This window comes from Sphingomonas sp. (assembly GCF_030145815.1).
Taxonomy (GTDB): domain Bacteria; phylum Pseudomonadota; class Alphaproteobacteria; order Sphingomonadales; family Sphingomonadaceae; genus Sphingomonas.
Genome location: NZ_JAIXHL010000010.1, coordinates 63584 through 77834, shown reverse-complemented (window position 1 = coordinate 77834; position 14251 = coordinate 63584). Strand labels below are relative to the sequence as shown.

Here is a 14251-nt window from a genome sequence, read left to right as displayed (position 1 = left end):
CGAGGGTCAAATCCTCAGCTCAGCGATGCGCCCCCGGCGTCCACAAAACGTCGCCACCCGCCGATTGGTTCATTTCGCGCGCAAGCACGAACAGCAGGTCGGACAGACGGTTGAGATAAATCACCGCCTGCGGATTGACCGGCATGATGTTCGCCGCCGCGGTCGCGCTGCGCTCGGCCCGGCGGACGATCGCGCGCGCGAGATGGATCGCCGCCGATGCCGCCGATCCGCCCGGCAGGATGAAGCTGGTCAGCGGCGGCAATGCGCCATTGGCCAAGTCGATCGCCGCCTCCAGCCGCGCGACCTGCGCCGGCACGATGCGTAGCGTCATCTCGTCCGGCTCGAAATTCTCGCCCGGTGTGGCGAGGTCCGCGCCCAAATCGAACAGGTCGTTCTGCACGGTAGTCAACAGCGGCGCAGGATGGCCCGTCCCGATCGCCGCAATCGCCACGCCGATCGCGCTATTCGCCTCATCGACATCGCCCATCGCGGCAAGGCGGGCGTCATGCTTGGCAACACGCGATCCGTCGACGAGCCCGGTGGTGCCGTCGTCGCCCGTACGGGTATAAATCTTGTTGAGCTTGACCATCGGCGCGGCTCGCGCCTTATTTTCCGCTCGCCATCAACAGAAGCAGCGCGACGATCGCAATCGCGATCCCCTGAAACAGGATGCGCTGCTGCATCGCCTTGTTCGATTTCAGGGCCGACGCGCTCGGTCCTTCGCCCGATTTGAGTTCCGCTTCGGTCGTGCGCAGGAACGCGACGATCCCCTTGATCAGGGCGAAGACGGTGGCCAGCATTGCGGCGACGAGCAGAAGGACCAGAAAGAGCTGCATGACGCTAATCTAGTCCTTCGCCGCGCCGATTCCAACCGGAACCTCGCCCCGCCGCAACGCATCCGCCAGCGCCCGCCCATCGACCCCGGTTTCGCGCAGCGCCGCCAGCGTCGGCGCGCCATGACGCTTGGCCAATCGCTCGCCATCCGGCCCGGTCAGCAGCCGGTGGTGGTGATAGCGCGGCACGGGCAGTCCGAGCAGTTCCTGCAGCAAGCGATGGACATGCGTCGCGGGCAGCAAATCCTCGCCCCGCACCACATCGGTGACGCCTTGCGCCGCATCGTCGATCGTGACGGCGAGGTGATAGGACGCCGGCGCATCTTTGCGCGCCAACACGACATCGCCATGCGCGGCCGGGTCGGCGGCGATTGTGCCGAAGCGCGAGTCGGTGAAGGACAGTGATGATGTGAAGGTATCCAGCGCCGCCCCCATATCCAGCCGCCAGCAATGCGGCTTCGTCAAATCCGACCCAACCAACCCTCGACACGTCCCCGGATACACCAACCCCTCCGGCCCGTGCGGCGCACGCGCGCTCGCGGCGATATCGGCACGGGTGCAGAAACACGGATAGATCAGGCCGCGTTCGCGCAGATCGTCCAGCGCCGCCTGATAGGCATCGAGCCGCGCTGACTGGAACAGCACATCGCCATCCCATTCCAGCCCCAGCCAGCGCAGGTCCGCCAGGATCGTCTCGACATGCTCCGCCCGGCTGCGCGTCCCGTCGATATCCTCGATCCGCAGCAGGAACGCGCCACCCCGCGCCCGCGCGAAATCATGCGCCGCAATCGCCGAAAAGGCATGGCCCATATGCAACCGTCCTGTGGGACTGGGCGCGAAGCGGGTAATGACGGGCGAAATTACGGGTTTCTCCGTTTGTTGGCGGGCACGACTTTCATGTAGAGCGGCTGCATGTGGCTCGCCATCCTCTTGTCGGCACTCGCGATGACGCTGATCGTCGGGGTGCGCTATCTGATCGTCTCGGGCGCCTTCGCCTGGGCAACGCGTGTCCGGCATCCGGGGCTTTATGCGGGGCTCGACCGCCAGATGCGGCGCGAGCTGCTGTGGAGCCTGGCCAGCGCAGCCATCTATGGCATCCCGGCCGGCGTGGTCGCCTGGGGGTGGCAGAATCTGGGCTGGACGCGGATCTACTCCGATGTCTCGGCCTATCCGCTCTGGTATCTGCCGCTATCGGTGTTTCTCTATCTCTTCGTGCACGACACTTGGTTTTACTGGACGCATCGCTGGATGCATCAGCCGCGTTGGTTCCGCATCGCGCATGCCGTGCATCACGACAGCCGCCCGCCCACCGCCTGGGCCGCGATGAGCTTCCACCCGATTGAGGCGCTGACCGGCGCGGTGGTGATCCCGGCACTGGTCTTCGCGATTCCCATTCATGTCGGCGCATTGGCGTTGGTGCTTGGAATCATGACCCTTATGGGTGTAACCAATCACATGGGGTGGGAGGTGTTCCCGCGGATGATGTGGCGGGGGCCACTGGGCGCGTGGTTGATCACCGCGAGCCATCATCAGCGGCACCATGAGCAATATGGGTGCAACTATGGTCTCTATTTTCGTTTCTGGGACCGGTTGTGCGGCACCGACCGGGGGATCGGCGATTTCGAAAAATCACATGCGCGCGCTGCTGCCCGCAGCGTTGCTGCTGCTCCCGGCGGCCTCGCCGGTGGGCAGCTTCGACCTTGAAATCACCAATTTGCGCAATGCCAAGGGCGTGCTGCAGATCTGCCTGACCGCCCGGCCCGACAGCTTCCCCGATTGCCGCGACGACCCGCGCGCGATCTCGCGCACCATCTCCGCCGCGCACCCCGCGACCCGGTTCGAAGGGCTGGCCAGCGCCAACTATGCCGTCGCCGTCATCCATGACGCGAACAGCAACAAGAAACTCGACACGATGATGGGCATCCCGCGCGAAGGCTTCGGTTTCAGCCGCAACCCCACCATCACCTTCGGCCCGCCCAAATTCACCTCCGCCAGCTTCCCCCTCGACGGCGCGAAGCAGCAGGTGAAGATGAAGTATATGCTGTGAGGCTCCATTTTATCGCGTCGAGCAGGCATTGAAGCGCTGAGCCGGGGCTGGGTTATGAAACAATTCGACGCACTCGGCACCGACGCAAAATTTGCTCAAATCCTCGGTGCGATGAAAAAGGTCGACGCGCCTACTCTCAGCGATCTTGCTGATCGATATCCTGCGATTCCAGATCGGTTTCTTCGTTTCCTTGCCGATATCGGTTGGGGTGAAATCGGAAGCGCCGGATACATGATTTACTCCGGTCCGGCTCTGGCGACAGATATCTTCGGCGACGTATCAGGGGAGGCTGCAGACCTGATCCTCTTCGGAGACGGCTTTGCGGGTTTTGCTGCCGGATTCGACAATGATGGACGTGTGAAGGAAGTGCAGATCGGCACGTGGGAGGTGGTCTTTCGTGGCGGAGAATTCGGGGACTTCATCATCGAGAAGATCGATGACGCGGTACACGGTTCGCAGCTGACGGTCCCAGGCTGAGAATTCGCCCTGCGCCAGAGTCGCGCGGCGACATCTGTTGACTACCCGCTTAAAGCCCGGCTCAGGCTCCCATGCATCCATTTCCGCAGTGCAGCGTTGCGCCCCTGAAACAGGTTCAGGGAATCACCGTCATGCGTATCCGCGTTCTGTCCGCCTTCCTCGCCGCTATCGTCGCGACGCCCGCACTTGCGCAGGATGAAGCGCCCACCCCCGAACAGGCCGAGGTCGCACAGGAAGCCCGCGCGCGCCTGACCATCGCGGCGGGCGGCGTGTGGCTGCCCGATTATGAGGGGTCTGACGATAATCGCTGGGTGCCCGCGCCCGCCGCCAACGGCACCGTGGCGGGGATGAGCTTCACCGTGCTCGGCAACCGCGCCAGCCTCGACCTGATCCCTGATGTTGCGGGCAAGGACTGGAACCTCCAGCTCGGCCCGGTCGCGGTGATCAACTTGAACCGCACCAACCGCGACGCGATCGAAGATCCCCGGGTCCGCGCGCTGGGTGAGATCGACACCGCGGTCGAGGTTGGCGGCTATGGCGCGCTCGCCAAGACCGGGGTGATCCATGATTTCGACACGCTGACCGTCAGCGTCAGCTATCGCCACGACGTGACGCGCATCCACCGCAGCGGCGTGTGGACCCCGTCGGTCACCTACATGACCCCGCTCAGCACCAAGGCGCTGGTCACCCTGTTCGCCAGCGCCGAAGTGGTGGGCGACCGTTACGCCCGCACCTATTTCGGCGTCACCCCGGCCGGCAGCCTCGCCAGCGGCCTCCCCACCTACACGCCGGACGGTGGGCAAAAGGACATCACCTTCGGCGGCATGTTCACCCATTCGCTCACCGGCAACCTGACCAAGGGCCTCGCCCTGATCGCGGGCGGCACCTACAAGAAGCTGGTCGGCGACGTCGCGGATTCGCCCCTCGTCGCCATCGCCGGATCGCGACACCAGTGGACGGCGGGTGCCGGACTGGCGTTGACCTTCTGATGGTTGCGGCGGGCGGCTTGCCGATCAGGCGCGGCGGCCGCTACGGTGGTGCCATGCGCTATCCCCTGTCCGCCGCCGCTACTCTGCTGCTTGCCCTGTCCACCACCGCCATCGCCCAACAAGCGGAGGATGGAGAATTGGTCCTTGCCACGCCGGAGTCGCTCGGCGTGACGCCGGAGCAATTCGCGAAAATGGGGTTCGCAAAGGGTGCGATGATCCGGCGCGAGACCAGCAAATCGCGCCGATCCTTTGGCTATATCGAGTTCGGTGAGGCGGTGGAACAGCCGCAGACTCCACCCGCAACCCGTGATGTCGCGCCGGGGGCGGTTCTGGCGCAGCAACAGGTGCGGATTGAACAAAGGCGATGGCGTGTGGCCGCGCCGATCGCGATCGGTGCCCCGTTCAACACGATCCTAGAGGCGGAGACGCGCTTCCTGCACCTTACCGATGCGGCGGACGGGAGTCGGCCGTGCGCCCGCAATGTGCCGTACAAGCCCTACACGCCGGCCCAGGATGCGGCGGGGAACATCTTTCCGGTCATCTGCCTGCACGGCCGCGACGCTGATGGGCGCTACCGGACCGCACGGTTCCTGCCCTATTATCCTGCGCGCGCTCAGCCCCGCGACGTCGCAATCGCGCCCGTGGAGCTTGAGCCGATCGCACCGGGCGTGGTCGATCCCCATTTCCCTGCCTTGATCGCGATCCGGCGGCTCCGCGTCGTGAAGCTCGATGCGGATGGCATGCAGATCTCGGTGGAGCGTATGGTCAAACAGACCAGCGCCGCCGCACCACTCGATGTGAAGGGATTGCCCGACACGGCCTTCCATACCCTCGGCACCCACAGGATTCCGCTCCGCTCGGGTGCGGCGACCACGATCGACGGACTGACGCTGACTCTGCGCCAGCACGGCTCGGTGTGGGAGGTCGAATCCACTGGAGCGCTTGCGCCATGGGGACAGGTGGACGCAAACCGCACCGAGCTGATCTTCGGGGACGAGGTGTTCGGACCCGTTCCCGAATAGCCCGCTGGACCTTCTCCCCGACACCCCCTACAACCCGCCCCATCCCCGGGGGAGCGCCGTTCCGCGCTTGAGAGGAGGGCAGGAGCCTTCGACCCGCTGAACCTGATCCGGTTGACACCGGCGTAGGGAGGGAGCGGCCCGCACCCATGGTCCGTTTCCTCCACCTGGAGAGGAACATCATGGCCGACATCCCCGCAAAGACCGAACTTGCCGTCACCACCGGCGCCATCCGCGGCTCCACCAAGATCCATGTCGGCCCGCGCAAGGTCGCGATGCGCGAAATCCATCTCGAACCGTCCAGCGGCGAGCCCCCGGTCCGCGTCTATGACACCAGCGGCCCCTATACCGACCCCAATGCCCGCATCGACATCATGGCCGGGCTTCAGGAGCTCCGCCGCGACTGGATCCGCGAACGTGGCGATGTCGAGGAAGTGGCCCAGCGCGAAGTCCGCCCCGAGGATAACGGCCAGCTCGGCCCCGACCGCAGCGGCGGGGTCCAGCCCTTCCCGAACGTGCGCAAGAAGGTGCTGCGCGCCAAGCCCGGCATGAATGTCAGCCAGATGCACTATGCCCGCCGCGGCATCGTCACCCCCGAAATGGAATATGTCGCCACCCGCGAAAATCTCGGCCGCCAGATGCTCGCCGAATATGTCCGCGACGGCGAAAGCTGGGGCGCGTGGATCCCCGACTATGTCACCCCCGAATTCGTCCGGGACGAGGTCGCCCGCGGCCGCGCGATCATCCCCAACAACATCAACCACCCCGAAAGCGAGCCGATGGCGATCGGCCGCAACTTCCTGGTCAAGATCAACGCCAATATCGGCAACTCCGCCGTCGCGTCGAACGTCGCGCAAGAGGTGGACAAGATGGTGTGGGCGATCCGCTGGGGCGCCGACACGATCATGGACCTCAGCACCGGCCGCAACATCCACGACACCCGCGAATGGATCCTGCGCAACAGCCCCGTGCCAGTCGGCACCGTCCCGATCTATCAGGCGCTCGAAAAGGTCGGCGGCATCGCCGAAGACCTCACCTGGGACATCTTCCGCGACACGCTGATCGAACAGGCCGAGCAGGGCGTCGACTATTTCACCATCCACGCCGGCGTGCGCCTGCCCTATATCCCTCTGACCGCCAAGCGCGTCACCGGCATTGTCTCGCGCGGCGGCTCGATCATGGCCAAATGGTGCCTGGCGCATCACCGTGAGAGCTTCCTCTACGAGAAGTTCGACGAGATTACGGAGATCATGAAGGCGTACGACATCGCCTATTCGCTAGGCGATGGCCTGCGCCCTGGCAGCATCGCCGACGCCAATGACGAGGCGCAGTTCGCCGAACTCTACACGCTTGGCGAACTGACCAAACGCGCCTGGGAACAGGATGTCCAGGTGATGATCGAAGGCCCCGGCCATGTGCCGATGCACAAGATCAAGGAGAATATGGACAAGCAGCTGCAGGCGTGCGGCGAAGCCCCCTTCTACACGCTCGGCCCGCTCACCACCGACATCGCCCCCGGATACGACCATATCACCAGCGGCATCGGCGCCGCGATGATCGGCTGGTACGGCACCGCGATGCTCTGCTACGTCACGCCCAAGGAGCATCTCGGCCTCCCCGACCGCGACGATGTCAAGGTCGGCGTGGTGACGTACAAGCTGGCAGCCCACGCCGCCGACCTCGCCAAGGGCCACCCCGCCGCCAAGGTCCGCGACGACGCGCTAAGCCGCGCCCGCTTCGAATTCCGCTGGCGCGACCAGTTCAACCTGTCGCTCGACCCCGATACGGCGGAACAGTACCACGACCAGACCCTGCCAGCGGAAGGCGCCAAGACCGCCCATTTCTGCTCGATGTGCGGCCCGAAATTCTGCTCGATGAAGATCACGCAGGAAGTACGGGACTTCGCGGCGAAGCAGAATCAGGGGGCGGACGCGTTCATCGCGGCGCGGCCGGTCGATGTGGCGCAGGCGGAAGAGGGCATGGCCCAGATGAGCCGGGTGTATGACGAAATGGGGCGGGAGTTGTATCTGGGGAGCGGCGGGCGGGAGCACGATTAAAGCTCCTCGCTAAGGGACACCTATTACAGGGGCTTAAACATGCTCTGGCCGCCATCGGAATAGAGCCGAGCATAAAATTCCACCGCATAACGATCAGTCATGCCCGCAATATAATCGGATATGATTCTCATGCGCCGCTGCACATTCCCATCGCTAGCTTTCACCAGTTTTAAAACGTCGTCCGGTAGAAGTAAATCTCCCCTAGGCTCGGACAGCGCTTTAAAAATCCCCTCGACGATTTCTTTTCCTCTGTATTCAGATATTTTTACTTTACTAGAAAAAATCGTCGCCTCGTACGTATAGTTCTTCAAGACTTCTATTTTTAGTAATATTTCTGGGTCGACAACAATTTTGCTTAGTTGCGGATTCTCATAGTCTTCGACTGCTGACACGCCACCTATAAACTGGCCTACCAGATCTGCAGTGAATTGCGTTCTCACATTTCCATCGCTCGCTATGCTCTCTAGCTGCGACGAAATCTCCAGCGCTGATGAAATGTGTTCGATAACTGTGTCGGTTTCATCTGGGCTGAGATCGCGGGGGGCTGAGACTGAGCCTTCAAACAGGCTAAGTAGCGTCCGTAAGACATCAAAATCACTGAAATTTGCTGTTCCAACTGCATCTCGAACCTTTGCCGCAACCCGCTTTAGGAGCCCGGGGTCGCTCGACAGCATGCGCGATGGCGTCAAAAATCCAGCTTTAAAAGAGTCTTCGAGATCGTAGGTCGAATATGCAATATCATCCGAGATATCCATAATCGCGCACTCAATAGTCTTAAAATGCTTTCCTTCTGCTAATGTCGGTGTGACATGTTTCTTAATATCAGATACAATTGGAGCATCTTCAAAATAGTACCCCTTTCGAACTTTATCCATTTTGTCTCGACTGGCAGGTATTACCCTGTCGTACTTAAGTAGCGCGCCAAGGGTTCGGTACGTGAGGTTTAAGCCTGCACGGCGATTAATTGGGCAGCTTTCGTCAGTGAACCTTTTCTTCTCGATCTGAGTTACGATACGCAGTGTTTGCGCGTTGCCCTCAAAGCCACCGTGAGGACGCATGGCTTCGTCTAGTGCTTCCTCCCCATTGTGACCAAAAGGAGGATGCCCAATATCGTGTAGCAGCGCGGCTGTAAGACAGATCCGCGGATTAATGGGGTTGTTCTCGAAAAAAGGCTGCCTGCCGTTTATCGAACAAGCGATAGACTCGGCGATTTGTCCCACCTCTAGTGAGTGCGTGAGCCTGTTTCTAAAAAAATCTGATTCGTGGCCAGGGAAGAGCTGTGTTTTCCCCTGTAGCCGCCTGAAACTGGGGCTGTGTATCACCCTCGCGAAATCTCGACGGAATTCATCCCGCCACTGCTCTTGTGATCCCGCCTCGGTAACGTACCTGCTGCTATCAGATTTGCGATAGAGCAGATTCGACATTGCTATCCTCCGGGATGCGCCACTCTATTATTAGTGGCTGCGCGGTGTTCTTTGACCCGGTCTTCTACCACAGCGCGCAATAAGCGCAATTTTTCTGCAGCGATACGCTGCGTCTCGGCCGCAGTCCTGCTCTGTTCCGACATACGCACCTCGCCCCCCGTTTGAATCGCCCCAGCGCCCTTAAAGATAGAGTCGAATTTTCTTCGTCTGTCCAGCACTCTGCGACAGCTTGCATATTTCCGCTATGAAAACCGATGTTCCCTATATGTTCCCCGCATGCATATGTCAATGCTCCAACCGGCCCCCTCGCCAATCTCATGCCTCGATTTCCGTACCCCTGATGGATGCCCCCACGCCACACCCCGCCCGCAATCCATCCAACACGCCCCGCCGCCCCTGTCCTACACGCGCCAAATCCGCTTCACCCTGTCGGATGAAGCACGTTCCGCACCCCTTTGCCCCGGCGACGCAATCACCCGTGCCCGGCCCGGCGCAGCCCGACGACCCCGGCACCGCGCTCACGCGCACGCCCGACGCCGCGCCCGCCTACGACCCCGCCGACTATCGCTGGGTTCCCGTCCGCCGCCGCCCGCGCAACGATGGCTGGACGCCGGAGAAACAGCGGCGCTTCATCGAAACGCTCGCCGATACCGGCCTGGTCAACGTCGCGGCTCATGCGGTCGGCATGTCGCGCGCCAGCGCCTATCAGCTGCGCCGCGCCCCGCATGGCGCCGCCTTTGCCCGCGCCTGGGATGCCGCGCGGCATCAGGCGGCGGGGCTGATCGAGGATATCGCCTTCGAACGCGCGATCGAGGGGACGGAACAGGAGGTGCTCGACCGCGACGGCAATGTCGTCGCGACCCGGCTGGTCCATGACAATCGCCTGCTCAAATATCTGCTCAGCCATCTGAAGCCCGAACGCTATGGCCGCGACCGCACAGCCGCGCCGCCCGCGTCCGCGCCTGAAGCGGCCACGCTCGACGCCACGTTGCGCGCGATGGAGCCCGCGCTCCCCGCGCCGCCCGAACAGCTGCTCGACCCCGAAACCCTTGCCGACGAACTCGCGCTCGCCGACATCGCGGACGGGCAGCTCCCGCACTTTCTCAGCGAACAGGCGCCATCCCCGACACCCGCGCAGCGCGCCGCGCAGGAGTCCGCCGCGCGCGCCGCCCGCGGCCGCGCCGCGCTCGCCAAGCGCGATGCCGGCGGCACGCTCACCGATGCCGAGTTCGCCGACGAATGCTATGCGATCGACCCGTTCAGCAACCGCGACCCACGCCCACGCCCCCGCCAACGCCGCGGCGGGGATGCGCGATAGTGTAAAGCCAGTGTAAACTTCCGCGCGCTGCCCCCGTCTTGAAAGTGTCTTGCTTCAGTGATACACCGGCGCTGCAACGATCGAGTATCCCTGATGCGTACCCTCCTCGTCACCGCCGCCACCCTCTGCGCCCTCGCCGCCCCCGCCCTTGCGCAGCAGGCTGCGGATCAGGCCGATGTCGTCATCACCGCCCGCGAGCAGCGCGACAAGCAGATCCGCGACTATGTCCGCGCGCTCGCCAATGTGCCGGGACGCGACCCGATGGCGCGGTTTGATCGCACCACGGTCTGCCCCGGTGCCGTGGGCCTGAGCGCGGCGCGCAATGCCGAGATTGCGGCGCGGATGCGGGTGGTTGCCAAGGCGGCGGGGATCGCGGTGTCGGACAAGGCCGATTGCAAGCCCAACGCGCTGGTCATCTTCGCTGCGGACAAGGAGGCGATGGTCGCCGCGCTTGAAAAGGCGCACCCCGTCTATTTCCGCGACGCCTATGGCATGCCGATCCGCACCCCGAAACAGGCCGGCCCGGCGACCGCCTGGCATCTGGAAGGCCGCCTCGACCGTAGCGGAACGCCGGTCGCGTATAATGCCGACACCAGCCAGTACGAACTCAACTCGCCGCTACCCCCGTCACGGACCAGCAGCACGATGCGCCCGATCTTCATCGCCGCGGTGGTGGTGATTCAGCTCGACTCGGTGGTCGGCCTCAGTCCGACCCAGATCGCCGATTATGCCGCGATGCGAACATTGGCACAGACTGATCCGGAGAAGGTGAAGGGCGTGTCCGCGCCCACCATCCTCACCATCCTCGACGCCCCCGACGATGCCGAAGTGCCGGTGACGCTGACCAAATGGGATCTGGGCTATCTGCGCGGCCTCTACGCCGCCGCCCCAATGCGCAGCGCCGCGACGCAACGCGGCGAGATCAAGCGCGGGATCGAGGGCGATCTCGACACGGCCGCCGGGGGAAAATAACGCGCTCAGTGCACCGCGCGTTCGGTCAGCAGCGTCGCCTTCCCGCTGGCCCATGCGATTTCCATCGCCGGTTCCTTGGGCTTGCCCGGCGCGAACAGCTCATAGAGGATCCGTCCGTCCTCCACCTGCCGGCTCTCGATCACGCGCTCGGGCGTAAAGGCATCGGCGGTCGCGGCGGCGGCGGCGCGAACCAGGGCAGGGGCCTGCGCCCAAGCGATATCGCGCTGCACCTCGACCGCCTTGAGCGACCCGTCGGGCTGAACCAGCATGTCGATCTCGACCTCGCTGCCATCGGGCCGCGTGCCCTCGACGTCATAGTAAGTCCGCCCGTCGCGGTCCTTGCGCTCGGCTTCTGAGATGCGCATCCCCGGCACCGTCGCCTCGGCCAGTTCGGCAACCCCGTCGGGCAGCTCGGTCGCTGCGACATTGCTGATCACCGCCTCCGGGCCCTCGGCCAGAACGCCATTGGCCGGTGCCGCGTCGTTGTCGGCGGGCGAGCATGCGGCCAGTGCGATCAGGGGCAGGGCAAGGAAGCGCATCGCGATACTCCGGGAAGGGTTACCGGTGTCAGAGTGCGCCCGTGATGCTCCGGACGCAAGCTCAGGCTATCGCAATCCGCCCGCTCATTGCGCGCCGTGCATCGAACCGCTGCCACGCCCGCTCGTGAAAGAAGAAAGCGACCGCGTTGATGCACGGCTCGATCAGCGCGATCCCGCCAGCCAGCGTGACCGATCCGGTAAAGGCATAAGCAACGCTGAACCCGACCGTCAGGTGGATCGACAGATAGGTGAACGTCTTGGTCAGATCGCGCGACATGGGCGGCATCCTGTGAAGCTATGCCGCCCATATGGTGGTTGAAGAAATCGAACTGAAACGCGAAGAAGCGGCTTCAGTAATCGCCCCGCTCGATCAGTTTGCGCGGTTTTCCATCCGCGCGTCGTCGGCGTCGTCGATCGCTTCGGCCTTGGCCTCGCCTGCGTCCTCGACATTGTCGGCCTGCTGCTCCAGCGCCTCTTCCATCGTCTCGTTGGGGGCCATGTCGGCCTGGTCCTCGAGATTGTCGGCCATCGCCTCGGCATTGGCCTCGACATTGTCCGCCGCGCGATCGTCGGCACCGCCGCACGCCGCCAGCGCAACCAGTCCGGCACCGGCCAGCGCCGCCTTGAACATCGATTTCATTGGGTAATCCTCCTGTTGATGCCGCGCATCAATGAGTGGAGGGCCAAGCGGTTCCCCGCGTGCCGCACACACGGCCCCGCAACCGTCGGACAGGATTGGGGAAAATGGTGCTGCCGGTGAGGATTGAACTCACGACCTCAGCCTTACCAAGACGCTTTTTTACTTGCGCTAATATATCCAAACCTACGATTTCCGCCATTTTTTCTTGACTCACATCGCCGTCAACACGACAATCCAACCCACGATATTCTGCCGCTTGCTTCCGATCTGCTTCCAAATTTCGGATGCCTTGGAGAAGCAGCGGCTGGGTTGGGAGTAATATAGCATGTCCGCCGAGCGCATTCGAATCACGAAGCGGATCGTTGATAGTCTCTCCGCGGACGGCACCGATCGTTTCCTTTGGGACAGCGATGTCCATGGTTTTGGGTTGAGAATTTCTCAGGCGGGCAAGCTGACCTATGTCCTCCAGTACCGTTTCGAAGGGCGTCAGCGGCGTTTCAAGATTGGCTCCCACGGCTCGCCTTGGACGCCTGAAACTGCACGCTCCGAGGCGCAGAGCCTTTTAGGTAAAATTGTAGACGGGATCGACCCTCAACAAGAAAAGATCAACGAGCGTAAAGAACTCGATATCTCGGAGCTTGGCGAGGTCTACCTGAACGAAACGCTCTTCACCGCGAAGGAGAGCTCGATCCGACAGGCGCGCAACAATATCGAGAATCATATCCTCCCGCTGCTCGGGAAGCGGCGAGTGTCAAAAATCGAGCGTAGCGATATCGAGCAGATGCTTCGCGACATCGCCGCGGGGAAGACAGCGCGGACGGTCAAGAAGGGCAATAGGAGACTGTCTCGCGTCCGTGGCGGCAAGGGCGCGGCGAACCAGTCCGTGACGACGCTTAGCGCGATGCTCGGCGTCGCGGTGGAGCGCAAGCTACGCACCGACAATCCTGCCATCGGCGTGCGCAGGTTCCCCGGCAAGAAGATGGAGCGTTTCCTCTCGCCCGCCGAGCTGGCGCGTTTGGGAGAAGCCCTTTCCGCGGCCGCCGCGCTCGGAGTGGAAAGCCAGTACGCGATTGCCGCGTTGCGCCTGCTTGTGCTGACCGGCTGCCGGAAGAACGAGATCCTCAAGCTGAAGCACGCCTATATCGACCGCTACCATCGCTGTCTGCGTCTGCCCGATTCGAAGACCGGCGCGAAAGTCGTGCATCTCGGCGGCCCCGCGATGCGGATCATCGCAACGACGCCACCAGTCGACGGCAATCCCTATCTGTTGCCCGGCAAGAAGAACGGCACCCATGTCACCGATCTGCAATCGGTCTGGGTCCGCGTGCGGACGACTGCCGGCCTGGAGGATGTTCGGATCCACGATCTGCGGCACAGCTTCGCTTCGATAGGGGCAGCGACCGGCGACAGCATGTTGATCATCGGCGCATTGCTTGGGCATCGCAGCGCCAAGACGACTGAGCGCTATACTCACCTCTCGGATCATCCGCTCAAGTCCGCAGCAGAGCGAATCTCGGAGGAAATTGCTCGCTGCCTCGGCGAAGGTGTCGAGATAGGCGCCGCGCAAGACGGCGGCGAGGACCCGTTCGAGGCTTTCTGGGCACGGGATGCCGGAGGTCAGCTGCCGACCCCTGATCCAGTGTTGGGGGAGGTTATCCGCACGCAGTGGCTCGATACGCGCGCAGCCGCTGCCAAGCTCGGTTTCACGGTCGGAACGATGCAGACCTACCGCTGGCAAGGTACGGGGCCGGCGTTCCGAAAGATCGGCCGCCGTGTCGTTTATTCGGCGGATGCGATCTCCGCGTGGCAGCGAGTGCATACCGCTGCTCCGTCTGAGACTGCGCTTGCTGCCTGATCGTAGAAAGTCGGCGCGGCTCGGACTGGGCTGTCAGTTCCCATCCGGCGAGCTGGGCGTGTCTGGCCCGGTTTTGGGTTG

Annotated in this window: 16 protein-coding genes and 1 riboswitch; of the genes, 9 read left to right on the top strand and 7 right to left on the bottom strand. The window is 63.1% G+C overall.

Features of this window, described 5'->3' with window-relative positions:
* Positions 1 to 19: 19 nt before the first annotated feature.
* From KYX69_RS10600 to gluQRS, 3 genes are read right to left on the bottom strand one after another with little or no spacing between them, the layout of a single operon-like run.
* The gene (locus tag KYX69_RS10600) at positions 20 to 589 is read right to left on the bottom strand and encodes a cob(I)yrinic acid a,c-diamide adenosyltransferase (RefSeq protein ID WP_300496978.1); all 570 of its coding nucleotides are present in this window, start codon (positions 587 to 589) and stop codon (positions 20 to 22) included.
* 16 nt (positions 590 to 605) lie between these two features.
* Positions 606 to 836: a twin transmembrane helix small protein gene (locus KYX69_RS10595; protein WP_300496976.1), complete on the bottom strand. Its 231-nt coding sequence runs from the start codon at positions 834 to 836 to the stop codon at positions 606 to 608.
* Between the two features lie 9 nt (positions 837 to 845).
* Complete coding sequence (gluQRS, locus tag KYX69_RS10590; RefSeq protein WP_300497155.1) at positions 846 to 1694, bottom strand: tRNA glutamyl-Q(34) synthetase GluQRS; 849 nt, start codon at positions 1692 to 1694, stop codon at positions 846 to 848.
* A gap of 51 nt (positions 1695 to 1745) precedes the next feature.
* Between gluQRS and KYX69_RS10585 the strand changes: the two genes are divergently transcribed.
* From KYX69_RS10585 to thiC, 6 genes are all read left to right on the top strand, one after another.
* Complete coding sequence (locus KYX69_RS10585) at positions 1746 to 2537, top strand: sterol desaturase family protein (RefSeq protein WP_300496973.1); 792 nt, start codon at positions 1746 to 1748, stop codon at positions 2535 to 2537.
* Positions 2467 to 2880: a DUF2141 domain-containing protein gene (locus KYX69_RS10580; RefSeq protein ID WP_300496971.1), complete on the top strand. Its 414-nt coding sequence runs from the start codon at positions 2467 to 2469 to the stop codon at positions 2878 to 2880. Before KYX69_RS10585 ends, KYX69_RS10580 begins: the two co-directional genes overlap by 71 nt.
* 54 nt (positions 2881 to 2934) lie before the next feature.
* Complete coding sequence (locus tag KYX69_RS10575) at positions 2935 to 3357, top strand: hypothetical protein (protein WP_300496968.1); 423 nt, start codon at positions 2935 to 2937, stop codon at positions 3355 to 3357.
* Between the two features lie 131 nt (positions 3358 to 3488).
* Positions 3489 to 4346, top strand: a complete 858-nt coding sequence (locus KYX69_RS10570) for a MipA/OmpV family protein (protein WP_300496965.1) — start codon at positions 3489 to 3491, stop codon at positions 4344 to 4346.
* 53 nt (positions 4347 to 4399) lie between these two features.
* Positions 4400 to 5368 carry a hypothetical protein gene (locus KYX69_RS10565; protein ID WP_300496963.1) on the top strand — a complete coding sequence of 323 codons (969 nt, stop codon included), beginning with the start codon at positions 4400 to 4402 and terminating at the stop codon, positions 5366 to 5368.
* Positions 5369 to 5410: 42 nt separating this feature from the next.
* A riboswitch (TPP riboswitch) is annotated at positions 5411 to 5501 on the top strand.
* Positions 5502 to 5547: 46 nt separating this feature from the next.
* Positions 5548 to 7422 (top strand): phosphomethylpyrimidine synthase ThiC, encoded by a 1875-nt coding sequence (gene thiC, locus KYX69_RS10560; RefSeq protein ID WP_300497153.1) that lies wholly within the window; start codon positions 5548 to 5550, stop codon positions 7420 to 7422.
* 23 nt (positions 7423 to 7445) lie between these two features.
* On the opposite strand, the gene dgt is transcribed toward thiC, so the two are convergent.
* A complete protein-coding gene (gene dgt / locus KYX69_RS10555; protein WP_300496961.1) occupies positions 7446 to 8846 on the bottom strand; it encodes a dGTP triphosphohydrolase in 1401 nt (466 codons plus the stop codon).
* A 433-nt stretch (positions 8847 to 9279) separates the two neighbouring features.
* On the opposite strand from dgt, the gene KYX69_RS10550 reads away from it, so the two are divergent.
* Positions 9280 to 10164: a hypothetical protein gene (locus KYX69_RS10550; protein WP_300496958.1), complete on the top strand. Its 885-nt coding sequence runs from the start codon at positions 9280 to 9282 to the stop codon at positions 10162 to 10164.
* Positions 10165 to 10257: 93 nt separating this feature from the next.
* Complete coding sequence (locus KYX69_RS10545) at positions 10258 to 11136, top strand: hypothetical protein (protein WP_300496956.1); 879 nt, start codon at positions 10258 to 10260, stop codon at positions 11134 to 11136.
* Positions 11137 to 11141: 5 nt separating this feature from the next.
* Here KYX69_RS10545 and KYX69_RS10540 read toward each other — a convergent pair whose 3' ends face one another.
* The 3 genes from KYX69_RS10540 to KYX69_RS10530 all read right to left on the bottom strand — a co-directional run bounded on the left by KYX69_RS10540 (position 11142) and on the right by KYX69_RS10530 (position 12315).
* Positions 11142 to 11675, bottom strand: coding sequence for a PepSY domain-containing protein (locus KYX69_RS10540; RefSeq protein ID WP_300496952.1), 534 nt, complete (start codon positions 11673 to 11675; stop codon positions 11142 to 11144).
* 61 nt (positions 11676 to 11736) lie between these two features.
* Complete coding sequence (locus tag KYX69_RS10535; protein ID WP_300496949.1) at positions 11737 to 11952, bottom strand: DUF2061 domain-containing protein; 216 nt, start codon at positions 11950 to 11952, stop codon at positions 11737 to 11739.
* A 93-nt stretch (positions 11953 to 12045) separates the two neighbouring features.
* Positions 12046 to 12315: a hypothetical protein gene (locus KYX69_RS10530; RefSeq protein ID WP_300496947.1), complete on the bottom strand. Its 270-nt coding sequence runs from the start codon at positions 12313 to 12315 to the stop codon at positions 12046 to 12048.
* A 325-nt stretch (positions 12316 to 12640) separates the two neighbouring features.
* On the opposite strand from KYX69_RS10530, the gene KYX69_RS10525 reads away from it, so the two are divergent.
* The gene (locus KYX69_RS10525; protein ID WP_300496944.1) at positions 12641 to 14170 is read left to right on the top strand and encodes a tyrosine-type recombinase/integrase; all 1530 of its coding nucleotides are present in this window, start codon (positions 12641 to 12643) and stop codon (positions 14168 to 14170) included.
* Positions 14171 to 14251: the final 81 nt, after the last annotated feature.